This window comes from Nocardioides dubius, from assembly GCF_039528155.1.
Classification (GTDB): domain Bacteria; phylum Actinomycetota; class Actinomycetes; order Propionibacteriales; family Nocardioidaceae; genus Nocardioides; species Nocardioides dubius.
This window is the reverse complement of sequence record NZ_BAAALG010000008.1, coordinates 88,546-110,010: the sequence shown is the minus strand read 5'-3', so window position 1 is coordinate 110,010 and position 21,465 is coordinate 88,546. Positions and strand designations below refer to the sequence as shown.

At 70.6% G+C, this 21,465-nt stretch carries 27 protein-coding genes and 3 tRNA genes; 10 read left to right on the top strand and 20 right to left on the bottom strand.

What is annotated here, in order from left to right:
- Nucleotides 1-186: 186 nt before the first annotated feature.
- The 5 genes from dmpG to ABD151_RS10440 form a co-directional block, all read right to left on the bottom strand.
- Nucleotides 187-1,215 carry a 4-hydroxy-2-oxovalerate aldolase gene (dmpG, locus tag ABD151_RS10460; RefSeq protein WP_343994022.1) on the bottom strand — a complete coding sequence of 343 codons (1,029 nt, stop codon included), beginning with the start codon at nucleotides 1,213-1,215 and terminating at the stop codon, nucleotides 187-189.
- Nucleotides 1,212-2,171 (bottom strand): acetaldehyde dehydrogenase (acetylating), encoded by a 960-nt coding sequence (locus ABD151_RS10455; RefSeq protein ID WP_343994020.1) that lies wholly within the window; start codon nucleotides 2,169-2,171, stop codon nucleotides 1,212-1,214. The genes dmpG and ABD151_RS10455 overlap by 4 nt, the downstream gene beginning before the upstream one ends.
- Nucleotides 2,172-2,314: 143 nt before the next feature.
- Nucleotides 2,315-3,097 (bottom strand): IclR family transcriptional regulator, encoded by a 783-nt coding sequence (locus ABD151_RS10450; RefSeq protein WP_343994018.1) that lies wholly within the window; start codon nucleotides 3,095-3,097, stop codon nucleotides 2,315-2,317.
- 137 nt (nucleotides 3,098-3,234) lie between these two features.
- Nucleotides 3,235-3,831 carry a hypothetical protein gene (locus ABD151_RS10445; RefSeq protein WP_343994016.1) on the bottom strand — a complete coding sequence of 199 codons (597 nt, stop codon included), beginning with the start codon at nucleotides 3,829-3,831 and terminating at the stop codon, nucleotides 3,235-3,237.
- A gap of 102 nt (nucleotides 3,832-3,933) precedes the next feature.
- Nucleotides 3,934-4,006: transfer RNA gene (locus ABD151_RS10440), tRNA-Arg, on the bottom strand.
- 110 nt (nucleotides 4,007-4,116) lie between these two features.
- On the opposite strand from ABD151_RS10440, the gene ABD151_RS10435 reads away from it, so the two are divergent.
- Complete coding sequence (locus ABD151_RS10435) at nucleotides 4,117-5,097, top strand: LuxR family transcriptional regulator (RefSeq protein ID WP_343994014.1); 981 nt, start codon at nucleotides 4,117-4,119, stop codon at nucleotides 5,095-5,097.
- A 156-nt stretch (nucleotides 5,098-5,253) separates the two neighbouring features.
- Here ABD151_RS10435 and ABD151_RS10430 read toward each other — a convergent pair whose 3' ends face one another.
- The 3 genes from ABD151_RS10430 to ABD151_RS10420 all read right to left on the bottom strand — a co-directional run bounded on the left by ABD151_RS10430 (nucleotide 5,254) and on the right by ABD151_RS10420 (nucleotide 6,223).
- Nucleotides 5,254-5,442 (bottom strand): hypothetical protein, encoded by a 189-nt coding sequence (locus ABD151_RS10430; RefSeq protein WP_343994012.1) that lies wholly within the window; start codon nucleotides 5,440-5,442, stop codon nucleotides 5,254-5,256.
- Nucleotides 5,443-5,625: 183 nt separating this feature from the next.
- Nucleotides 5,626-5,719 (bottom strand) — tRNA-Ser (locus ABD151_RS10425).
- A 75-nt stretch (nucleotides 5,720-5,794) separates the two neighbouring features.
- Nucleotides 5,795-6,223 carry a hypothetical protein gene (locus ABD151_RS10420; RefSeq protein WP_343994010.1) on the bottom strand — a complete coding sequence of 143 codons (429 nt, stop codon included), beginning with the start codon at nucleotides 6,221-6,223 and terminating at the stop codon, nucleotides 5,795-5,797.
- A 100-nt stretch (nucleotides 6,224-6,323) separates the two neighbouring features.
- Here ABD151_RS10420 and ABD151_RS10415 point away from each other — a divergent pair, with 100 nt between their 5' ends.
- The 3 genes from ABD151_RS10415 (at nucleotide 6,324) to ABD151_RS10405 (ending at nucleotide 7,071) form a co-directional block, all read left to right on the top strand.
- Nucleotides 6,324-6,698 carry a hypothetical protein gene (locus ABD151_RS10415; protein WP_343994008.1) on the top strand — a complete coding sequence of 125 codons (375 nt, stop codon included), beginning with the start codon at nucleotides 6,324-6,326 and terminating at the stop codon, nucleotides 6,696-6,698.
- A 52-nt stretch (nucleotides 6,699-6,750) separates the two neighbouring features.
- Nucleotides 6,751-6,838, top strand: a tRNA-Ser gene (locus ABD151_RS10410).
- Between the two features lie 98 nt (nucleotides 6,839-6,936).
- Nucleotides 6,937-7,071, top strand: a complete 135-nt coding sequence (locus tag ABD151_RS10405) for a hypothetical protein (RefSeq protein WP_343994006.1) — start codon at nucleotides 6,937-6,939, stop codon at nucleotides 7,069-7,071.
- Here the strand turns inward: ABD151_RS10405 and ABD151_RS10400 are convergent.
- The 4 genes from ABD151_RS10400 to ABD151_RS10385 form a co-directional block, all read right to left on the bottom strand.
- Nucleotides 7,068-7,538, bottom strand: a complete 471-nt coding sequence (locus ABD151_RS10400) for a DUF5994 family protein (RefSeq protein ID WP_343994004.1) — start codon at nucleotides 7,536-7,538, stop codon at nucleotides 7,068-7,070. The genes ABD151_RS10405 and ABD151_RS10400 overlap by 4 nt on opposite strands.
- Before the next feature lie 572 nt (nucleotides 7,539-8,110).
- The gene (locus ABD151_RS10395) at nucleotides 8,111-8,335 is read right to left on the bottom strand and encodes a biotin/lipoyl-binding carrier protein (RefSeq protein WP_343994002.1); all 225 of its coding nucleotides are present in this window, start codon (nucleotides 8,333-8,335) and stop codon (nucleotides 8,111-8,113) included.
- A gap of 66 nt (nucleotides 8,336-8,401) precedes the next feature.
- Nucleotides 8,402-9,454, bottom strand: a complete 1,053-nt coding sequence (locus tag ABD151_RS10390) for a class-II aminoacyl-tRNA synthetase family protein (RefSeq protein ID WP_343994000.1) — start codon at nucleotides 9,452-9,454, stop codon at nucleotides 8,402-8,404.
- A 9-nt stretch (nucleotides 9,455-9,463) separates the two neighbouring features.
- Nucleotides 9,464-10,276, bottom strand: a complete 813-nt coding sequence (locus ABD151_RS10385) for a carbon-nitrogen hydrolase family protein (RefSeq protein WP_343993998.1) — start codon at nucleotides 10,274-10,276, stop codon at nucleotides 9,464-9,466.
- A 32-nt stretch (nucleotides 10,277-10,308) separates the two neighbouring features.
- Here ABD151_RS10385 and mobA point away from each other — a divergent pair, with 32 nt between their 5' ends.
- The 4 genes from mobA to ABD151_RS10365 all read left to right on the top strand — a co-directional run bounded on the left by mobA (nucleotide 10,309) and on the right by ABD151_RS10365 (nucleotide 13,042).
- Nucleotides 10,309-10,893, top strand: a complete 585-nt coding sequence (gene mobA / locus ABD151_RS10380; protein WP_343993996.1) for a molybdenum cofactor guanylyltransferase — start codon at nucleotides 10,309-10,311, stop codon at nucleotides 10,891-10,893.
- A 41-nt stretch (nucleotides 10,894-10,934) separates the two neighbouring features.
- Nucleotides 10,935-11,261, top strand: a complete 327-nt coding sequence (locus tag ABD151_RS10375; protein ID WP_343993994.1) for a DUF6457 domain-containing protein — start codon at nucleotides 10,935-10,937, stop codon at nucleotides 11,259-11,261.
- Between the two features lie 195 nt (nucleotides 11,262-11,456).
- Nucleotides 11,457-12,434: an NAD(P)H-quinone oxidoreductase gene (locus ABD151_RS10370; protein WP_343993992.1), complete on the top strand. Its 978-nt coding sequence runs from the start codon at nucleotides 11,457-11,459 to the stop codon at nucleotides 12,432-12,434.
- Nucleotides 12,431-13,042 (top strand): bacterial proteasome activator family protein, encoded by a 612-nt coding sequence (locus tag ABD151_RS10365; RefSeq protein ID WP_343993990.1) that lies wholly within the window; start codon nucleotides 12,431-12,433, stop codon nucleotides 13,040-13,042. The genes ABD151_RS10370 and ABD151_RS10365 overlap by 4 nt, the downstream gene beginning before the upstream one ends.
- Nucleotides 13,043-13,061: 19 nt before the next feature.
- On the opposite strand, the gene ABD151_RS10360 is transcribed toward ABD151_RS10365, so the two are convergent.
- The 5 genes from ABD151_RS10360 to serS form a co-directional block, all read right to left on the bottom strand.
- Nucleotides 13,062-13,673: a hypothetical protein gene (locus ABD151_RS10360; protein ID WP_343993988.1), complete on the bottom strand. Its 612-nt coding sequence runs from the start codon at nucleotides 13,671-13,673 to the stop codon at nucleotides 13,062-13,064.
- 123 nt (nucleotides 13,674-13,796) lie between these two features.
- Nucleotides 13,797-14,591 carry an HAD family hydrolase gene (locus ABD151_RS10355; RefSeq protein WP_343993986.1) on the bottom strand — a complete coding sequence of 265 codons (795 nt, stop codon included), beginning with the start codon at nucleotides 14,589-14,591 and terminating at the stop codon, nucleotides 13,797-13,799.
- Nucleotides 14,588-15,082, bottom strand: a complete 495-nt coding sequence (locus ABD151_RS10350) for a GNAT family N-acetyltransferase (RefSeq protein WP_343993984.1) — start codon at nucleotides 15,080-15,082, stop codon at nucleotides 14,588-14,590. Before ABD151_RS10350 ends, ABD151_RS10355 begins: the two co-directional genes overlap by 4 nt.
- Nucleotides 15,079-15,900, bottom strand: coding sequence for an HAD family hydrolase (locus ABD151_RS10345; RefSeq protein ID WP_343993982.1), 822 nt, complete (start codon nucleotides 15,898-15,900; stop codon nucleotides 15,079-15,081). Before ABD151_RS10345 ends, ABD151_RS10350 begins: the two co-directional genes overlap by 4 nt.
- The gene (gene serS / locus ABD151_RS10340; protein WP_343993980.1) at nucleotides 15,897-17,198 is read right to left on the bottom strand and encodes a serine--tRNA ligase; all 1,302 of its coding nucleotides are present in this window, start codon (nucleotides 17,196-17,198) and stop codon (nucleotides 15,897-15,899) included. The genes ABD151_RS10345 and serS overlap by 4 nt, the downstream gene beginning before the upstream one ends.
- 122 nt (nucleotides 17,199-17,320) lie before the next feature.
- Here serS and ABD151_RS10335 point away from each other — a divergent pair, with 122 nt between their 5' ends.
- On the top strand, nucleotides 17,321-18,904 hold the full coding sequence (locus tag ABD151_RS10335) for a bifunctional phosphatase PAP2/diacylglycerol kinase family protein (RefSeq protein WP_343993978.1): 1,584 nt from the start codon (nucleotides 17,321-17,323) through the stop codon (nucleotides 18,902-18,904).
- Nucleotides 18,905-18,919: 15 nt separating this feature from the next.
- Here the strand turns inward: ABD151_RS10335 and ABD151_RS10330 are convergent, their stop codons facing one another.
- From ABD151_RS10330 to ABD151_RS10320, 3 genes are all read right to left on the bottom strand, one after another.
- A complete protein-coding gene (locus ABD151_RS10330; RefSeq protein WP_343993977.1) occupies nucleotides 18,920-19,402 on the bottom strand; it encodes a nitroreductase family deazaflavin-dependent oxidoreductase in 483 nt (160 codons plus the stop codon).
- A gap of 66 nt (nucleotides 19,403-19,468) precedes the next feature.
- On the bottom strand, nucleotides 19,469-19,864 hold the full coding sequence (locus ABD151_RS10325) for a DUF4446 family protein (RefSeq protein WP_343993976.1): 396 nt from the start codon (nucleotides 19,862-19,864) through the stop codon (nucleotides 19,469-19,471).
- A complete protein-coding gene (locus ABD151_RS10320; RefSeq protein ID WP_343993975.1) occupies nucleotides 19,761-20,834 on the bottom strand; it encodes a DMT family transporter in 1,074 nt (357 codons plus the stop codon). Before ABD151_RS10320 ends, ABD151_RS10325 begins: the two co-directional genes overlap by 104 nt.
- Between ABD151_RS10320 and ABD151_RS10315 the strand changes: the two genes are divergently transcribed.
- Nucleotides 20,833-21,465: GntR family transcriptional regulator (locus ABD151_RS10315; protein ID WP_343993974.1), on the top strand; the 633-nt coding region annotated here is incomplete at its 3' end. The genes ABD151_RS10320 and ABD151_RS10315 overlap by 2 nt on opposite strands.

Genomic DNA, 21,465 nt, shown 5'->3' with positions numbered 1-21,465 from the left:
CAGTCAGCCGACGCCCGAGATCCGCACGGGAACAGACCACAACCTACCGCCTTCAGCGTCCCGAATCGGACGAAGTCCAAGAATCCGAGAGCCACGGCGGTCGGCGCCCGCCGGGCGAACACCACCCGAAATGCCGCGGACGGCGGGTGGAGTGCTCCACCCGCCGTCCGCGATGACGACTCAGCCTCAGCTGGCCTGGCCCTCCCGGGCCTCGACCAGGTTGAGCGCGATGTCGATGATCATGTCCTCCTGGCCACCGACCAGACGGCGGCGACCGCACTCCATCAGCACGTCGCGGACGTCGACGCCGTACTGCTCGGCGGCGCGCTCGGCGTGACGCAGGAACGAGGAGTAGACGCCGGCGTAGCCCAGCGTCAGGGTCTCGCGGTCCACGCGCACCGGGCGGTCCTGGAGCGGACGCACGATGTCGTCGGCCGCGTCCTGCAGGGCGAACAGGTCGCAGCGGTGTTCGAAGTCGACCAGGTCGGCCACCGCGATGAAGGCCTCCAGCGGGCAGTTGCCGGCACCGGCGCCGTGGCCGGCCAGCGACGCGTCGACCCGGTAGACGCCGTTCTCGACGGCGACGACCGAGTTGGCCACCGAGAGCGAGAGGTTCTCGTGCGCGTGGATGCCGATCTCGGTCTCCGCGTTCAGCACGCCGCGGTAGGCCTTGACCCGCTCCGCGACGTCGGTCATGGTGAGCCGGCCGCCCGAGTCGGTGACATAGACGCAGTGCGCACCGTAGGACTCCATCAGCTTGGCCTGCTTGGCCAGCTCCTCGGCCGGCGCCATGTGCGAGAGCATCAGGAAGCCGGAGACGTCCATGCCCAGCTCGCGGGCGGCGTCGATGTGCTGCGCGGAGACGTCGGCCTCGGTGCAGTGGGTGGCGATCCGCACCGAGCGAACGCCCAGGTCGTAGGCCTTCTTGAGGTCGTGGATGGTGCCCACGCCCGGCAGCAGCAGGGTGGTCAGGCGGGCCCGCTCGAGGACGTCGGCGGCAGCCTCGATCCACTCCCAGTCGGTGTTCGAGCCGGGGCCGTAGTTGACCGACGAGCCGGCCAGGCCGTCGCCGTGCGCGACCTCGATGGCGTCCACGCCGGCGTCGTCGAGCGCCTTGACGATGCGGCGCACGTCCTCGGGGGTGATCCGGTGGCGCACGGCGTGCATGCCGTCGCGCAGGGTCACGTCCTGGACGAAGATGGGGGTCTTGCTCATGCCTGGGCCGCCTTTCCAGCAGCGATGCGCTCGGCGACCTGCAGGCCGGCCGACGTCATGATGTCGAGGTTTCCGGCGTAGGCCGGGAGGTAGTGCGCGGCGCCCTCGACCTCGAGGAAGACCGACACCTGGTGCGTGGGACGCTCGGTGGCACCTTCGGCGAGCAGCGTCTCGACCGGCTGGTCGGCCGGGATCGGGGTGATCTGCACCTTCTGCTTGAGCCGGTAGCCGGGCACGTAGGCCGCGACGTCGGCGACCATCTTCTCGACGCTGGCGCGGATCTGCTCCTGCACGTCCTCGCCCTCGGCGTTGACCAGGCAGAACACCGTGTCGCGCATGATCAGCGGCGGCTCGGCCGGGTTCAGGATGATCACGGCCTTGCCGCGAGCAGCGCCACCGACGGAGACGATCGCGGCCGAGGTGGTCTCGGTGAACTCGTCGATGTTGGCGCGGGTGCCCGGGCCGGCCGACTTGGAGGCGATCGAGGCGACGATCTCGGCGTAGGCCACCGGGACGACGCGGGAGACGGCCGCGACGATCGGGATCGTCGCCTGGCCACCACAGGTCACCATGTTCACGTTCGGGGCGTCGAGGTGCTCGTCGAGGTTGACGGCGGGGACGACGTAGGGGCCGATCGAGGCCGGGGTGAGGTCGATCATCCGCTTGCCCAGCGGCTGCAGCTTGGCGGCGTTGGCCACGTGCGCCTTGGCCGAGGTGGCGTCGAAGACGATCTCGATCTCGTCGAAGTTCGGCAGCGCCATCAGGCCGTCGACGCCCTCGTGGGTCGTCGCGAAGCCGAAGCGGGCCGCCCGGGCGAGGCCGTCGGACTCGGGGTCGATGCCGACCATCGCACCCATCTCGAGGTGCTGGCTGGTGCGCATGACCTTGATCATCAGGTCGGTGCCGATGTTGCCGGAGCCGATGATGGCGACCTTGGTCCGTGGTGCAGCGCTCATGCTGCTTCCTCCTGGAGTGGGACGGGCGGGCAGTTCATTGCCCTACCCTCACCCGGATCCGGGCGCACAGCCACCTCCGAGTTCCGGTGACTAGAACCCCTCAATGTGACCTCAGCGCCGCCTTTCGGCGGATTTGGCGACGCTCAGGTCACATTGAGGGCGTCTCCACGGGCGAGCAGCGCTGCGATGCCCGAGGCGGCCACCTTGATCGCCGCGGCGTGCCGCTGCGGCTCGAAGCGGGTGATCGGGCCGGTCACGCTGATCGCGCCGACCGCGCGGTCGCCGTCGAGGAGGATCGGCGCGCCCACGCAGACCACGCCGACCCGCGACTCCTCGAACTCGAAGGCGACGCCGCTCGAGCGCACCTCGGCCAGTTGCGCGGCCAGCCGACCGGGAGCGACGATGGTGCGTGGCGCGAGCCGGGCCAGCGGCTCGCCGAGCACCTCCCGGCGCACCGCCTCCGGCGCGTAGGCGAGCAGCGACTTGCCGAGCGCGGTGGAGTGCAGCGGCTGCCGCCCACCCACCCGCGACGGCGCGTCCACCCGGCGGTGTCCGGTCACCTTGGCGACGTAGACCACCTCGGTGCCCTCGCGCACCGCCAGGTGCACCGTCTCGTGGGTGCGCTCGTAGAGGTCCTCCAGGAACGGCGTGGCCACCTCCAGCAGGGTGCGCTCCACCGAAGCGCGCATGCCGAGCTCGAAGAGGTTGACCCCGAGCCGGTAGCTGCCGGCGTCGTCGCGATCCAGCAGCCGCGCGATCACCATGTCCCCGAGCAGCCGGTGCAAGGTGGCCTTGGCCAGCCCGGTGCGCCGTTGCAGCTCCGCGAATCCGACGCCGTGGTCCTCGTGGGTGAAGGCGTGCAGCACCTTCATCACCTTCGCCAGCACGCTGGACTCATCCAGCCGCCCCTCCGGCACCGCCCTCACCTCCGCTCGCCTCGCCGCCGATCATCGTGCGCAGAGTACCGCCGAGCGCCGATCCCCAGGCCCGGCGGAACAGCGACGCCGCCGTCCGATGCCCCCGAGGACACGGACGACGGCGCGAGAGAGTCACGCGAGAGGCGTCACTTCATCTTCTTGGCGGTGACCTTGGCGAGCTTGGTCATCTTGGCGCTGGAGACCTTGGTGCTGTCGAACGCGGCGGCGACGCCGATCCGCTTGCCCTGACGGATCACCACGGTGCTGCCGTGGCTGTTGATGCCCGAGTAGGAGGTGACCTGGGTCAGCGCGAGGCGCTCCTGGCCGACCTTCGGGGCCTTCGCCGACTTCACCGTGACCTTGACGCCGGAGACCGTGTAGGTCTTGCACTTCTTCACGACAGCCTTGTACTGCTTGAAGAACTTCTTCGCAGCGGCGACGGAGCCGAACTCCGCGACGCCGGCGCTCACGGTCACCGTTCCCGTGCTGCCCGCGGTGCTGAAGGAGGACTTCACCTTCACGGTCTTGATCGTGCCGCACTTGGTGGTGGGCGTGGTGACCTTCTTGCTCTTGTCCGTGGCGAACTCGCCCGCCTTGACCGCCGGGAAGATCTTGACGATGTCGGCCTTGCTCGGGACGTCCTTGGCCTTCACCGCGGCGTTGGCCGTGCCCGGGGCGCCGAGCGCCAGGCCGAGGGTCAGGGCGCCGGTGGCGGCGACGGTCGAGAGACGCTTGATGTTCATGGGGTTCCTTCCGATTCAGTGCAGATCGCAAGCACTCCTACCCCACCGCGCACTCCTGAAACGCAAGAAGCCCCCGCCAGTGGCGAGGGCTTCTTGGTTCTGTGCGCCTGTAGGGATTCGAACCCCAAACCTTCTGATCCGTAGTCAGATGCTCTATCCGTTGAGCTACAGGCGCTCGTCCGCGGACTTGAGAACAATAGCCGATCGGGGGCCCGGCAGCGAAATCGGGTGCGCCGCCGAGCGGCAGGGCACAATGTCCCCAGGTGGGACAGACGGAGGGTTGAGGTGGCTGATCACGAGCTTGGCCAGCGACGCGAGCGGTTCGAGACCCTCGCCGCGCCGCTCTTCGAGGAGATCGCGCAGCGCGGCGGCGTCGCCACCAACGACCCGCTCCTGCGCAAGGCCAAGGACGCCGTCCAGATCCTGCTCGACGCCGGCCTGCTGCGTCAGGAGGGCGAGCGGTACCACGCGGTCGACCCCAACACCGTCCAGGCGCAGGTGATCGCCCCGCTCAGCAGCCAGGGCGCCCAGCTGATCGCGGAGTCCAGCGCGTGGTCCCAGATCTATGCCGGCCTCGGCCAGACCTACCGCCGCTCGCCGTCCACCCAGAGCGGTCAGATCACCGAGCTGCACGGCGACGAGATCGACCACTTCCTCGCCTCGGTCGTCCCGAACGCGCAGACCGAGCTGCTCACCGCCCAGCCGCAGACCGGCCACAGCAACGCCGCCCAGAAGGTCGCCGCCGAGCGCGACGTGGCGGCGATCAAGCGCGGCGTCTCGATGCGGACCATCTACCAGCACGCTGCGCGTCGCAACCGGGCCACCCGCGCCTACGTGGCACAGGTGACGGCGTCCGGCGGCGAGGTGCGCACCCTCGACGAGTTCTTCAACCGGCTGATCGTGGTGGACCGCGAGGTGGCCCTGATCCCGCACGGCGACAACCTCTCCTTGGCGCTGGCGATCCGCGACCGCGGGCTGATCGCCTACCTGGTCGACATGTTCGAGCGGTCCTGGGAGCGCGGACGTCCCTTCACCAGCCGCGACACCTCGGTGATCCAGAGCATCGCCGAGGAGCAGCGCGCGATGACGATCCGACTGCTCATCGAGGGGCACTCCGACGCCACCTGCGCGAAGCGGCTCGGCGTCAGCCCCCGCACGTACGCCGCCTACGTGGCCGACCTGAAGCGCGAGTACGACGCGGAGACCCGCTTCCAGCTGGGCTACCTGCTCGGCCAGGAGATGGCCAACGAGGACCCGGGCGCCTGAGCGCTACCGCTCAGGACAGACCGCGAGGGCAACGACGATGTCGCTGCCCTCGCATCTGAGACGGGCCGGGGGATGGCTCTGGGACCGAACATGTGGGGGGTTGAGTTGGTCCCCGTCTCAGGTCTTCAGTTGTCCAGCCGCCCCGACGGCGACACGTCAGCTGGCGTACTTCTTGCCGCGCGGCTTGGGAGCCACGACGGGGGTCGAGGTGTCGGAGTCGTCGCCACCGACGAACTGGCCCCAACCGGTGTCTGCAGTGGTCTGTGTGGGAACCGCGACATTGCTGCCGATCGCAAGACCTGCGGCGACGGCGATGACGGCGATGGTCTTCTTGATCTGCTTCATGGCTTCTCCCCCAAGTGGTCCGCACGGATGGAACGGGTCCCGAAATCCAGTGTGCTGCATTCCCGTGCAAACGCACCATAAATCCGGACTGCACAAATGTGCATTGCACGAATCTGCAGATGTCGGGTCTTGACTATGCGACGGCGCCCGACCCTGCAGGCAGGGCCGGGCGTCGTCCACAACTGGCGGAGGCGGAGGGATTTGAACCCTCGATGGGGTTTTAGCCCCAAACCCGCTTAGCAGGCGGGCGCCATAGACCAGACTAGGCGACGCCTCCAGATGCGCGAGTCACTCTAGCGGCCCGGTGGCGATCCCGCAGAATCGACCCCCGGTCTTGGACCATCGCGCGAGGTCAGCGCGGCAGGTAGGTGCTGATCTCCCGCACGAACTGCTCGCGATCGACGGCCAGGACCTCGACCGGGATCACGGTCGCCTCGCCGTTGCGGAGGCGCAGGATCAGGCACGGCGCACCGGCCACGGTGTCGGTGACGACCTCCTCGACGTCGCCCCAGCGCGCCTGCTTCGCGCCGGCACCGCGCACGAAGCGGACCTGGTAGCCGTCCGGACCGAGCCGCACCACCCAGGCGCGCTGCGTGAGGTACCAGCCGATCGAGAAGAGGCCGACGATGGTCACCACGATCGCCGCAGTGAGCACCAGGATCGAGGTCGCGAAGAGCATCACGATCGCCGTCGCGACCAGCACCACCAGCGCGAACCCGACGATGATCAGGCCCAGCAACCGGGCTGCGAGGGACGGGGCGAGGCGGTACTCAGAGAACATGGGGTGAATTCTCTCCCGCGGCCCGCGGCACCCCCAAACCGACCCTTGCGCCGGCACGTGACCTACGCCACACTCGAAGCCCCGATGAGGGGAGGTTGCCATGGAGGACCGGCTCGCACATTCGATGGCCGAGCTCGCCCAACTGCTCGATGCGCCACGCCAGAGCGGGACCGCGCTGGGCAACTGGCGCTGGACGGTGCGCCAACGTCTCGCCGCCGTCCGCGACGACCTCGCCCACGAGTCCGGCTTCGCCACCAACGGATGGCTGATGGCGCGCGAGGGTCACGTGCTGCGCGAGCGCAACTCCCTGCTGCACCGGATGGCGACGCTCTCGCCGTTCGTCCTGGAGACCCCGGACCCCGACGACGTGCGCCACGACCTGCGCCGGCTGCTGGCCGACGTCACCCACCACCGCCAGCGCATCCACGACCTGGTCTACGACGAGGTCGAGATCGAGCTCGGCGGCTCGGAGTAGGAGACCGCACGGGTGCCACTAGACTCACCCCTGCGTCGGCTCGCCGGCGCGTGGAGGGGTGCCGGAGTGGCCTATCGGAACCGCCTTGAAAGCGGTCGTAGGGAGACCTACCGCGGGTTCGAATCCCGCCCCCTCTGCCACGTACCTCGCCTCTGACCTGCACTAGACACTGGTCGGAGGCCGTGTTCTCTTCCGCCGTATCAACGGCGTATCAACGCGGCCCGGGGAGGATGTTCCAGTGGCGAGCGTGCAGAAACGAGTGTCGAAGGCGGGCCTTGAGTACGGCCCAGACCGCACACTGTGCTGCCTCGCCGAGCAGAACGAGCTCAGCGGGGATGCGCTCACCGTCGAGCAACTCGCGCGCGACAACTAGGGATGACCTCCCTCGTTGTCCCAAGCACGAAGGTCTCCTTCGTCGTGCCAATCGCGTAGCCCGAGGCCATCCAGCACCACCCGCAACGCCACCGGGTCAGGAGTGTCGGCCGCGATCTCGTCGAGAACCCGAATCGCCTCCGCCTGCGACGACGCTGGCGCGATGATCCGCAACGTGAGCTCATCTCCATTGGACATCGTGAGCACGAGGCACTGGGTGTCGTCGCGCGGGAAGCAACCTGTCTTCACGACTCGACTTCCCACGAGCACTGCGTGCGGGCGATCATCCCAGTCCGGCGGCGAGTACAGGACGCGGGCGATCCGCCCTGCCTTGGGCGGCCACAGCGCGAAGAGCGTGGCCAACTGATCACCAAGGTGGCGGCTCTCTGGCCACCACGCCCCATCGATCTGGCTTGGATCACGGCTCAGATTCAGCTCGAGTCGACTTCTGCGTGTTCCAGTGACCATGGGGTCACCGCCTAACCACTTGCTGCCTTGCCGAACTCACGATGGAGACGGGTGATCGCAGTCACCTTCAGCCTACCTCGATCAGACCAACCTTTTGGATTGGACTGGCTCGACGTCGTGGTCGACAAGGTAGCCGAAGGCTTCATCAGCGCGGTGATGAATCGCCTTGCTTCGTGCGGCCGTCCCTTCACTCGCCCGCGAGTCGAGGGCTAGTTCACCCGGGCTCGGTCCGTGCCGTGCCAGATCGGCGATCCACCTTGCGAGGTCGCCGGGAGAAACCAGGTACCTACCTCCCGCCCAGTCACTGCCCCAGGGAGACCTGCCCGGCGTCGGGGAACGGGTTCGCTTGGCCGGGTGGCGTCCAGCCTGGATCACGTTGCACACGTACTCCCGCTCAACACCGGCCATTCGGGCCGCCTTGCCGACAGTTACGCACACGCGCGCCGAAACGTAACGAACGTTCCCACTCGGAAACCAAGAGGCGAAAACACCTTGGTCCGATTCCCGCCCGTCTGCCACGGATCTGGAACCATCGCCGCGATCGATGCGGCACCGCAGACGGGCAAGCAGGGTCAGGCGACGGTGACCAGGACGTCGCCCTCCTGGACCACGTCTCCCGCCGTCACCCGGATCTGCCGCACCGTGCCGCCGACCTCGGCGAGCACCGGAATCTCCATCTTCATGGACTCCAGCAGGATCACCTGGTCACCGACCGCCACCTTGTCGCCGACCTGGACAGTCACCGACATCACGTTGGCCACCATCTCGGCGACAATGTCTGTTGCTTGCTCCCGCATGGGGTCGAACCTACTCTCCGTCGCGCGTTACCCGCAGGTACGCGAGCCGGTGACTGAGTCACACTCCTAGAGCAGCGGGCTGAACCGGCGCGGCTCCGGTCGCACGGCCAGCGCCTCCTCGGCGCGACGTGCCCGCGCACCGCGCGGTCCGGTCAACCGCTGGTCGAGCCGCACCACGGCGTAGCCCAGCGCGAGTCCGGGGAGCACCGAGTAGACGACGATCAGCAGCGCCTCCAGCCAGCCGGTGGCCGGGTTCAGCAGCACGGTGGCCACGTTGGCACTGGCCGCGACGCCGAAGATCGCCACCCACCAGCCCTGACGGCGCCGGGCCCGCATGTGGCAGCCCCACACCAGGCCGGGGACGCCGACGAAGACCACCGTCGGCCGCGGCACCGCGCCGAACTCGGCACGCCACCAGCTGACCGCGTCGAAGACCGGCTCCAGCAGCCCCGGCGAGCCGTAGCGGCGGAACACCTCGGCATAGGTGATCGCCAGGATCACCAGCACGGTGCCGACCAGCAGCATCACCACGCCGCGCCGTCCGGCGCCATGGAAGCCGGCACCCAGCCGGTAGACCAGGCCCAGGGCCAGCGCGAACGCCAGGCCGAGGGTGACGAAGTCGAAGGCGTCCAACGAGACCTGGGGGCGCATCCCGACGACGGCGAACGCACCGACGCCCGCGACCGCCAGGCTGATCAGCATCTCCCGGGCGGCGTAGCGGAACCTGGCCGCGGGCACGGTCAGCATCACCGCGAGCACCGAGGTGACCACGGCACTGCCGATCGCGGCACCGGCCAGCACCGTCTCGTTGCCCCAGACCACCGCGACCGCACCGTAGAGCCCGGCCAGCACACCGGCCACGACCGGGCGCCCTCCGGTGCGCGCGGCCAGCGCGGTGGTGAAGCCGGCGGTGATCGCCACCGCTCCGGCCTGGTCGAGCCACCGCGGCCCGAGCTCGGCGATGCTCAACAGCTCGGCGGCGAAGCCCACGATCACCAGGGCCGCGACCACGCCCCACAGCGAGAGCGCACGATGGTGGCTGGTCCCCACCCGGTTCTTGGCCAGACGTGACGGCGGTCGCTCGGCCGCGCGCTTCCCACTGGCAGATCGGCTGGACACAGAGGCAGATTATCCGGGGAAGGCCCGGCGGTTGGCGAGTGAGGGGTTGGCCGCGCGCGCGGTAGCCACGGCGTCGGGGTCCAGCAGCGCCGAGATCACCTGCTCCCCCGCACCAGCGCGCACCATCACCTCGCCGCGCGGATCGACCACCATCGAGTGGCCGGTGTAGCGCGGCCCCGGCTGTCCGACGGCTGCGACGTAGCAGACGTTCTCGATGGCGCGGGCGCGCACCAGCGTCTCCCAGTGGTGGATCTTCAGCTTGTGCTCGGCCTCGTCGCGCCCCGCCACCCAGGCCGCCGGGATCACCAGCAGGTCGGCGCCGCGCTCCACCAGCGCCCGGGCGAGCTCCGGGAAGCGGAGGTCGTAGCAGGTCAGCAGGCCGACGGTGAAGCCGCCGAGGGCGAAGGTCACCGGCTCGAGCGGGCCGGCCGTCAGCCGGTCCGACTCCCGGTAGCCGAAGGAGTCGTAGAGATGGATCTTGCGGTACTCGGCCTTCGCCGCGCCCCGCACCAGCAACGTGTTGAACGGACGGGCCGGATCCTCGGAGCGCTCGAACATGCCCGCCACCACGGTGCGCTGCTCACCCGCCAGGCCGCTGACCGCCTCGGTGAAGGGCCCGCCGACCGGCTCCGCGTACCGGGCCAGGTCGTCGCGTGGGGAGCCGAAGTCCCGGGCGAACGCCTCGGGCAGCACCACCAGGTCGGCCTCGGCCACCGGGCGGTGCCCGGCAAGCTCGGCGACGGCGACGCGGTTGAGCTCGGGGTCCAGTGCCGAGCCCTGCTGTACCAGCGCGATCTGCACCTGCTCACCAGTTCCGCTCATGCCCCCAGGGTGCCACCTGCAAGGATGCCGCCATGACTTCGCCTCCTCTCGCGCTCGGGGCCGTGATCCTGGCCGGCGGAACCGCCGCCCGCCTCGGCGGCGCTGACAAGGCCTCCATCGAGCTGGCCGGACGCACCCTGCTCACCTGGGCCCTCGACGCGGTCATCGACGCCGGCGAGGTCGTCGTGCTGGGCGACTGGGTGCCCACCGAGCGGCCGGTCACCTTCACCCGCGAGGACCCGGTCGGCGGCGGCCCGGCGGCCGGGCTGATCGCCGGACTGGAGGCGTTCAGCCGCCCGCCGGCGAGCCTGGCGGTGCTCGCCGTCGACATGCCGTTCGTGACCATGCGCACCTTCGACCGGCTCCGCGCCGGCGCCCAGGGCCGTGACGGCGCCGCCCTCACCGACCTGTCCGGACGCCGGCAGCTGGCGATGGTGCTCGACACCCAGCGCCTGCGCTCGGTGATCCCCGCCTACGACGAGCGGCACGGCCTGCCGCTGCACCGGTTGCTCGCCCCGCTCGACCTGGTCGAGGTGCCCGGACTCGACCAGGAGTACGCCGACATCGACAGCTGGCAGGACCTCGCCTCGGCTCGCGAGCGCTTCGAAGCGCCGTGACCCCTTGTCAGCAACCCACACCGCGTACGAATGTGAGTTCCATGAACCTGCACGACTGGATCGATGAGCTGTGCGATGTCCTGGACATCGAGATCGAGGTCGATGAGGCGCTGATCCTCGATCTGGCGCGCGACGCCGCGCACAACGTGGTCCGCCCGGCCGCCCCGATCTCCACCTTCCTGCTGGGGTACGCGGCAGGTGCCTCGGGCGCGAGCGTGGAGCAGCTCGAGCAGCTGGCGGCCCGCGCCACCACGCTCGCCGTCAACTGGGAGCGACCAGCGGGCGCGCCGGATCCCGACGACGTCGACGACCCGATCCCCGACGACAGCGCCGTCGACCACAGCACCGAGAGCGCCGACGACCTCTGATCCCGGCGGACGGCGTGGCTGGTGGCGCGGGTCGGAAGTTCTGGAATGGTGGCGTGCTCGGGGTGCGTGCATCGCAAGGCGGAGGACCGAAGGCGGGCCGGAGGCCCGTCGAGTGTTCGACAACGCCGCGAGGTGCGTGCCCCGGGCGCGCCAACCGCCCAACAACTTCCGACCCGGGACACTAGTCTCACTGTCATGCGTGCCGTGATCGCCACCGAGCCGGGTGGCCCTGAGGTCCTGTCCGTCGTCGACCTGCCCGGCCTGGCCCCCGGGCCCGGCGAAGTGGTGATCGACGTGGTCGCCGCAGGCGTGAACAAGGCCGACACCCTGCAGCGCCAAGGCCTCTACCCGCCGCCGCCCGGCGAGTCCGACGTCCTCGGCCTGGAGTGCAGCGGCACCATCGCCGCCGTCGGCGAGGGCGTCACCGGGTGGCAGATCGGCGATCGGGTCTGCGCACTGCTGGCCGGCGGCGGCTATGCCGAGCAGGTACGGGTCCCTGCCGGACAGGTGCTCCCCGTCCCCGACGGCGTCGACCTGGTCGAGGCGGCAGCGCTGCCCGAGGTGGCCTGCACCGTGTGGTCCAACGTCTTCATGCTCGCCGGCCTGCAGCCCGGGGAGCGGTTCCTGGTGCACGGTGGTGCCGGCGGCATCGGCACGTTCGCGATCCAGCTCGCGACCGCACTCTCCGCGAAGGTCTTCACCACCGCCGGCTCCGCCGAGAAGCTGGCAGTCTGCGCCGAGCTCGGCGCGGACGTCACCATCAACTACCGCGAGGAGGACTTCGTCGAGGTGCTGAGCGCCGACGGCGGCGCCGACGTCATCCTCGACAACATGGGCGGCAAGTACCTGGACCGCAACGTCACCGCATTGGCCACCCAGGGCCGGCTGGTGATCATCGGCATGCAGGGCGGGATCAAGGGCGAGCTCAACATCGCCAAGCTGCTCAACAAGCGCGGCGCGATCCTGGCCACCTCGCTGCGCTCACGCCCTGCGGAGGAGAAGGCCGCGATCTGCGCCTCGGTGGCCGAGCACGTGTGGCCGTTGGTCGCCTCCGGCGAGATCCGCCCGATCGTGCACGCCGTGCTGCCGCTGACCGCTGCCGGGCAGGCCCATCGCCTGCTGGATGAGAGCGCGCATGTCGGCAAGGTGCTGCTCAGTATGGTGGAGGCATGAGCGAGCAGCGCGAGACCGACCAGCACGTCGTGGTGGTGGGCCCGGACGGCCAGCCGATCGGAACCATCCCCGCGGACGCCCTCGAGGACGCCGGTGCCCCGGAGTCCGACGAGGACAGCGAGCGGCACATCACCGAGCTGGTGGAGCAGCCCGCCAAGGTGATGCGGATCGGCAGCATGATCAAGCAGCTCCTCGAGGAGGTGAAGGCCGCCCCGCTGGACGAGGCGAGCCGCAACCGCCTCAAGGAGATCCACCAGTCCTCGATCAAGGAGCTGGAGGCCGGCCTGGCCCCGGAGCTGGTCGAGGAGCTGGAGCGGCTCTCGCTCCCCTTCGCCGACGGGACCACGCCGAGCGAGAGCGAGCTGCGGATCGCCCAGGCGCAGCTGGTGGGCTGGCTCGAAGGCCTGTTCCACGGCATCCAGACGGCGATCTACGCCCAGCAGATGGCATCCCGTGCGCAGCTGGAGCAGATGCGTCGCGCGCTGCCTCAGGCCCTCGGCCAGCAGGCGCACCCGCAGCAGCCCGGCGGGCCTGGCCTTCCCGGCCAGGCACCGCAGGCGTCCGAGGACGGCAAGGAGCCGCCGCACAACGGCGGCATGTACCTCTAGCGGCGGCGGGCGCAGACGCTCAGCGCTCGCGGCGCCCGAGCACGGTGCCGACGCCGAGCAGCAGCGCGCCGAGCAGCACGCCGATCGCGGCCGGGGTGACGGCGTCGGCCAGCTTCGGGGCGTCGCCATGCTCCAGCACGGTGCTGGTGGGGTTCAGCTCCACCGGCTCCGGGGCGGGCTCAGCAGCCGGAGTGGGCTGCCCGAGCAGCGCGGTGACGTCACGGCGCAGCGACGGCCGGGCCGGCGCCGTGCCCTCGTAGCTCAGCGCCTGGATCCGTCCGGCGCGCTCGGTGTCGGCGAAGAAGAGGTAGCGCTCGCCCTCGCGGATCCCGCTCAGCCCACAGTCGACGACCCGGGCGGGCGAGGCGACCTTGACCGAGGCCGGGACGTTGCCGCTCCACCACGACTCGACGGCGACCGAGTAGACCTTGGTCCGAGCGCCGTCCTTGGAGCTGAGGGCGACGTCGGTGACCTCGCCGGTGAAGACGAAGTTCAAGGCGGTCTGCTGCGCGAGGGTGAGCTCGGGCGTGGAGCAGGCCGGAGCGGGTGCGGCGAAGGCCGGCGCGGCACCCAGGGCAGCGAACGGTGCGGCGACCAGCGCCACCGCGGCTCCTACGGCGATCCTTCGCATCCTCACCTCCACGTCGCGTTCTCCTCGACCTGTCTCAACCTGGCCCCGCGCGGGACCAGGGGCAACCCTCTCACAACGTTCCACGCCGTCCGGTGTGCACGAACCTGCCGACCGGCGCCGGCCCTACAGCCCGAACAGCTCCCGCAGCACCTGGGCGACGCCGTCCTCGGTGTGTGCCGGCGCGACCCGTTGGGCGGCCTCGCGGGCCACCGCGTGCCCGCCGGCCATCGCGTAGGAGTGACCGGCCCACTCCAGCATCGGCACGTCGTTGGGCATGTCGCCGAACGCGACCACGTCACGCGCCTCGACGCCGAGCTCGGCGCACAGCTGGGCCAGCGTGCTGGCCTTGGTGACGCCCGGTGCCGACATCTCCAGCAGCGGGTAGCTGGAGGACCAGGTGACCTCGACCAGCCCCTCCAGCAGTGCCTGACCGCGGCGCCAGTACTCCTCAGGGCCCAGCTCGGAGTGCAGGGCCAGCACCTTGACCACCGTGTCGTCGTAGATCGCCTCGAAGGTTCCGGTCGGGATGCCCGTCACCTCGGGGAACCGGGTCGCGAACCCGGTCTCGCGCGCGAATCCGCCGGTCTTCTCCAGGGCGAAGTGGGTGCCGGGGATCTCCTCGCGCAGCATCTGCGCGACCTGCATCGCCACGTCGCGCTCGACGGTCAGCGCCGAGCGCACCCGGTGGGCCTCGACGTCGTAGACGATGCCCCCGTTGGAGCAGACCGCGAGACCGTGCCCGCCGACCTCGCCCCACAGCGACTCCATCCAGCGGATCGGGCGACCCGTCACGAAGACCACCGGCACGCCGCGGGCGTCGAGCTCGCGGAGCACCGCACGGGTGCCGTCGCTGACCGTCCCGTCGGCGTCGAGCAGAGTGCCGTCGAGGTCGGTGGCGACCAGCTTGGGGGCGCTCATCGCGCCACCGGCCGGACCATCACCAACTGGCCGTCCTCGTTGGCACCACGGAGCTGGGTGAAGCCACACTGGGCGAGCACCCGCAGACTGCCGGCGTTCTCAGCAGCCACACTGGCCCGCACCCGGACGCCGGCCGCATCGGCCGCCGCCGCCAGCGCGCTGAGCGCCTCGGTGGCCACCCCGCGCCCACGCGCGTCCGGCACCAGGCCGAAGCCGACCTCGACCTCGAGGACGCCGTCGTCATGCGGGGCCGGGAGCCCGAAGAAGCCGGCGGTTCCGCAGACCAGCCCGTCCACGCCGCGCACGATCAGCCGCGGCCCCCAGGGCTGGACCTCCTTGACCAGGCTGCAGGCGTCGAGGTCGTCACGTCGCGGGAAGCCGGGGGCGAAGCTGGAGTGCCGGCGACCGCCGATCAGATCGGCCGCCTGCGCAGGGGTGATCAACGGCAGCCGGAGCCGGGCCGTGGTGATCAGCGCCTCCGGCTCGCTCACCCGAACCACTGATCCAGCTCGACCGCCGCCCCGTGCTCGTCGACCGGCAGGGTGATCGCGGTGGCCGCCGCGGTGACCTCCGGCACGGCCTGGCCCATCGCCACGCTGCGCCCGGCCCAGGCGAACATCTCCAGGTCGTTGCGCCCGTCACCGATCGCCAGCGCGTCGGCGGCGTCGATGCCGAGCTTGCCGGCGACCAGCGCCAGCCCCGAGGCCTTGGAGATGCCCATCGGCGCCAGATCCATCCACGCCGTCCAGCCGATCACGTAGTCGGTTCCGTGCAGACCCAGCTTCTCGGCGAGGATCTGGAAGTCCTCGACGCTCGCCTCGGGGTCGCGCACGATCACACGGCTGACCGGCTCCGCGACGATCTCCTCGACGTCGGTGATGATCATCTCGCCGTTCAGCTCGCCGGGCGGGAACGGCCGGTTCACCCGGTACCCGCGGCCCCGCTCCTCGACGCCGATCAACGCTCCGGGGTGGTGCTTGAGCACGTTGCGCACCGCCTCGCTGGCGTCGAACGTCGCCTCGTAGACGACCTCGACCGGCGGGTAGCGCAGCACCACGGCACCGTTGGAGGCGACGATCCACGAGCGCTCCTCGGCCAGCGGGATGCCCAGCTGCTCGGCGATCGGCGTCATCCCGTGCAGCGACCGACCGCTGGACAGCACGATGTGGGCACCCGCCTCAGCGGCCCGCTGCACGGCGGCGCGGACCACCGGGTCAACCTCGCCGTGCACCGTTCCGGAGCCCTCGACCCAGCGCAGCAGGGTGCCGTCGATGTCGAGCGCGATCAGCTTCGGGCGCCAGTCGGTCACGGTCGCGCCACCGGCTCCAGGAGCTCGCGGCCACCGAGGTAGGGCCGCAGCGCCACCGGCACCCGGACCGATCCGTCCGCCTGCTGGTGGGTCTCCAGGATCGCCACGATGGTGCGGGTGATCGCGCAGAGCGTCCCGTTCAGGGTGGCCACCGGACGCACCTCGGTGCCGCCGTCCTCGGCGCCGGTGGCGAACCGGCCGCGGGTGCTCAGGCGCCGGGTCTGGAAGTCGGTGCAGTTCGAGGTCGAGGTGAGCTCGCGGTACTTGCCCTGGGTCGGGATCCACGCCTCGCAGTCGTACTTGGCCTGCGCGGAGAGGCCGAGGTCGCCGGCGGCGACGTCGATCACCTGGTAGGCGAGCTCGAGCTTGTCGAGGAACTCCTTCTCCCAGTTCAGCAGCCGCAGGTGCTCGGCCTCGGCGTCCTCGAGCGTGGTGTAGACGAACATCTCCACCTTGTCGAACCAGTGCACCCGGATGATGCCCTTGGTGTCCTTGCCGTGCGAGCCCGCCTCCTTGCGGAAGCACGGGCTGAACGCGGCGTAGCGCAGCGGGAACGTGTTCGCGTCCAGGATCTCGTCGCTGTGGTACGCCGCCATCGGCACCTCGGAGGTGCCGACGAGGTACATGTCCTCGCCCTCGATCCGGTACACGTCGTCGGCGGCCTGGCCGAGGAAGCCGGTGCCCTCCATCGCCCGCGGCTTCACCAGCGACGGCGCGATCACCTCGGTGAAGCCGGCCTCGCGGGCCTGGTCCATCGCCATGTTGACCAGCGCGCGCTCCAGCTGGGCGCCGACGCCGGTCAGGAAGTAGAAGCGGCTGCCGCTGACCTTGGCGCCGCGCTCCAGGTCGATCGCGCCGAGCAGCTTGCCGAGCTCGATGTGGTCACGCGGCTCGAAGCCCTCGGCGGCGAAGTCACGGGGCGTGCCGACCGTCTCGATCACGACGAAGTCGTCCTCGCCACCCTCAGGGGTGTGGTCGGAGGCGAGGTTCGGGATGCTGCGCAGCGCCGCGTTCCAGGCGTCCTCGGCGTCGTTCTGCGCGGCCTCGGCGGCCTTCACCTCGGCGGCCAGCGCCTTGGTCCGGGTCAGCAGCTCGGCCTTCTCCTCGCCCTGCGCCTTGGCGACCAGCTTGCCCAGCTGCTTCTGCTCGGCACGCTTGGCCTCGAAGGAGACGATCGCCTCCCGGCGGGCGACGTCGGCGGCCAGCGCGGAATCGACCACTTCGTCGGAGAGTCCACGCTTGCGCTGGGCAGCACGGACACGGTCGGGTTCGTCGCGAAGCAGGCGAGGGTCGATCATGGCTCCTAGGCTATCGGCAGACTCGACGCAGGCCCGCGCGCCCCGGCGGGGCATACTGCTGAACGACCGCTCGATGATCACTCGCCGCTGAACTGTGATCGCTTGATGATGAATGGACTGACGTGATCGACCGCTCCCGCGCCCGATTGTTGACCTGGGCCTCGATCCTCACCGGCCTGCTCGCCCTGCTCACCGTGCTGGTGATCGGCGAGTGGCAGCGGCTGATCGACTTCGACGTCGAGACCTCCACCGAGCTCACCGACTGGACCCGTCAGCACGACGGCCTGGTCGACGTGCTGAAGATCGTCGAGACCGCCACCGACACCATCGCCGCGGTGATCGTGACCGCGCTGATCGCCCTCATCCTGCTGGTCAAGGGGCAGCGCCGAGCGGCGATCTACACGGTCGGCGTCGTCGCGATCTCCTCGGGCATCACCCACCTGATGAAGTGGCTCGTCGACCGCGACCGGCCGAGCTGGCACCTGCTCACCGAGCAGTACACGAACGGCTCCTACCCCTCGGGGCACGCCACCTACATCGTGGCGATCGCCGGCGTGCTGCTGGTGCTGAGCCAGATGTTCCTGCGCCGCGCCTCCGCCCGGCACCTGGTCGCCGTGCTGCTCGTCCTGCTCGTGCTGCTGGTCTTCGCGGACCGGGTGCACCTGGGCCGGCACTTCATCTCCGACGTCGTGGCCGGTGCGCTGGTCGCGATCGTCTGCGTGCTGGTCGGCCTGGTCGTCTTCTCACCGCAGCCCAAGCTGCAGGTGGAGGCGGCGGCAGCCCCGCTGGTCTCCTCGGTGCCCGCCTCCAGCCGCGACCTGCACGTGGTGCTCAACCCGATCAAGGTCGACGACGTCGGCCAGTTCCAGGCGATCGTCGGCGCGATGGCCGCCGAGGGCGGCTGGAACGAGCCGGTCTGGCACCTGACCACCATCGAGGACCCGGGCACCGGGATGGCGCATGCCGCCTCGGTGGCCGGGGCCGACCTGGTCATCGTCTGCGGCGGCGACGGCACCGTCCGCGAGGTCTGCGCCGAGCTCGCCGGCACCGGCATCCCGGTCGGCATCGTGCCCGCCGGAACTGGCAACCTGCTGGCCCGCAACCTCGACATCCCGCTCTACATCCGCTCCGCGATCGACGTCGCGCTGACCGGCCAGGACCGCGCCATCGACATGGTCGACGTCTCCGGCGACGGCTTCGACGACACCCACTTCATGGTGATGGCCGGGATGGGCTTCGACGCCGCGATCATGGAGGGCGTCAACGAGGACATCAAGAAGAAGGTCGGCTGGCTCGCCTACGTGCTGAGCGGGATGAAGTCGCTGATGTTCCCCGCCGTCCGGGTGGAGATCTCGGTCGACGACCAGCCCTTCACCAAGCACCGTGCGCGCACCGTAGTGGTCGGCAACGTCGGCTTCCTGCAGGCCGGGATGCCGCTGCTGCCGGACGCCAGCATCGACGACGGCGTCCTGGACGTGGTGATCCTGCACCCGAAGCGGTTCCTGTCCTGGCTGCCGATCGTGTGGCGGGTGATGGCCAAGCGGAACAAGACCGACGAGACGCTGGACCGGATGACCGGTCGCAAGGTCGTCGTCCGGGCCGCCAGCGACACCCCGCGGCAGCTCGACGGCGACTCCATCGGTCCCGGTCGCGAGCTGGTGATGGAGTGCGTGCACGGCCGGCTGCTGGTGAAGGTCCCGCGCTGAGCCGACTCAGGCCGCTCAGGCAGGCGTGAGCTGGAAGACCCGGATCCGGCGGTCGGTGCGCTGGGCGTACTTGCCGTAGTTGGGCCAGGTCCGGTTCATCACGGCCCAGAGCCGGTCGTAGTCGGCGCCCTGCGCCTCGGCCGGGATCACCCGGTGGTCGTGCCCGGCGAAGTTCACCTGCGCCTCGCTGGCGGCGGCCAGGTTGGAGACCCAGGCCGGCGGCTTGGGGTGACCCCAGTTCGAGCCGGCGATCAGCCACCCGCCCTCGTGCGGCACGCAGAGCAGGGGCGTGGTCCGCAGCAGACCGCTCTTGGCGCCGCGCACGGTGAGCATCAGGCCAGGCAGTCCGGCGATGGTGACCAGCCCGACCCGGCCCCGGGTCAGGCGCTGCAGCCGCTTGTCCACGCCGACCAGCTGACGGTTGATCCGCGGCAGCCAGGACTGGCCGCCGATCAGGATGGCCAACGGGCGGACGAGCCGGGCATACAGGGCGTACATGGGCGGTGAGCCTACGTCGCCCGGAGGCGGCGCGTCCCGGCTTCGGCGATGACCTGGGCCACGCCGTCAGGGGCGCGCGTGCTCGATCGCCTCGGTCTCCTCCGGCGAGAGCTGCGTCTCGCTGACCCAGCCCAGCACGTTCTTGGCGTAGGTGCGCGCCTCGGAGCGTCCGTGGATGGAGGTCAGCACGACCCCGTTGCCGGCGTCGTCGAGCAGCGCCAGCGACCAGCTCAGGTGCCCGCCCATGTCGCCGAACGCGTCGTAGCGGACCACCGCGAGGTGGCGCAGCATGTCGTGCCCCTCGGCGCGCAGCGCGGCGACCTCGCGGCGCAGCCCCTCGACGTCGCCGGGCAGGCCTTCACCCGACAGCGCGGTGCTCGCCGGACGCCGTGACTGGCGCAGACTGATCCCCAAGGCCGCGAGCGAGATGACCAGTGCCAACAGGGCGAGGGTGAGCGACATGGTCAGCAAGCCTAGTGGCCGGCGGGTGCACCGCCGGGGAGGGCGAGGCCGCCTGTCCGCGGGTGCGCACCGCGAGCGCGGCACAGCCGATCACCGCGAGGCCGCCGAGGACCGTGGTCGCCGCGATCGGCTCGTGCAGCAGCAGTGCGGCCCAGCAGATGCTCATCACCGGCTGCGCGAGCTGCACCTGGCTGACCTGCGCCATCGGGCCGATCGCCAGCCCGCGGTACCAGGCGAAGAAGCCGAGGAACATGCTGATCGCACCGAGGTAGGCGAAGCAGAGCCAGTCCTGGCCGGCCGTGCCGGGGGGCTGGTCGAGGACGGCGACGACGGTCAGCACGACCATCACCGGAGCGGCCACCACGAGGGCCCAGGAGATGGTCTGCCAGGAGCCGAGGCTGCGCGCCAGCAGCCCGCCCTCGGCATAGGCGATGGCGCAGACGATGACACCGGCGAAGAGCATCAGGTCCGCCGACCCGGGCGCCGCGAGCCCGCCGCCGGCCAGCGACGCGAAGCCGAGCGCGGCGACGGCGCCGGCACCGGCCGCCAGCCAGAACGAGGGTCGCAGCCGCTCTCGGGTGCGCAGCACGGCGACGACCGCGGTTGCGGCGGGCAGCAGCGCCACCACCACCGCGCCATGGCTGGCCGAGGTCCGGCTGAGCGCCAGCGAGGTGAGCAGGGGGAAGCCCAGCACCACGCCGAAGGCCACCACCGCCAGGCTCAGCCACTGCCTGCCGCGCGGGAGCCGCTGGCGGGTGAGCAGCAGCGCACCGGCCGCGAGGGCGGCGGCCAGCACCGCGCGGCCGGCGCCGACGAAGAGCGGGCTCATCCGGCCGTTCTCGACCACGATCCGGGTCAGCGGCAGGGTGAAGGAGAAGGCGGTCACGCCGAGCAGGCCCCACCAGATGCCCGGCGCGGCGGCGAGTATCGGCTTGCGTCGCGGGAGAGTAGCGCTACTCTTTATCGTCATGAACTACGGTAGCAGTGATCGGATCCTCGCGGAACTCCGTGCGTGGATCGCCGACGCGCCGCCTGGCGCCCAGCTGCCGTCCACCCGCGCCCTGACCGCCCAGCACGCGGTCAGTCCGGTGACCGTGCAGAAGGCGCTACGCGCCCTGGCCAGCCAGGGCCTGGTCGAGTCGCGACCCGGGGTCGGCACCTTCGTCCGCTCGCTGCGCACGGTGCGCCCGCACGACTACGGCTGGCAGACGGCGGCACTGCGCGCCCCGGCGCACCCGCTGCCGTCGCCGGCCGCGGCGCTGCGCACCACCGGCAACGACGTGATCGCGCTGCACTCGGGCTACCCCGACCGCGAGTTGCTTCCCGAGCGATTGGTGCACAGCGCACTGGTCCGCGCCGCCCGCAGCGACGCTGCCGTCAGCCGCCCGCCCTCGGCCGGGCTGCCCGAGCTGCAGTCCTGGTTCGCCGGCGAGCTCGGCGCGGCGATGCCGGCCGAGCTCTCCGCACCCACCGCGCGCGATGTGGTGATCCTGCCGGGCAGCCAGATCGGCCTCGGCTCGCTCTTCCGCAGCGTGGTCGGCGCCGGGCGCACGCTGCTGGTGGAGTCGCCGACCTATTGGGGCGCCACCTTGGCCGCGGCC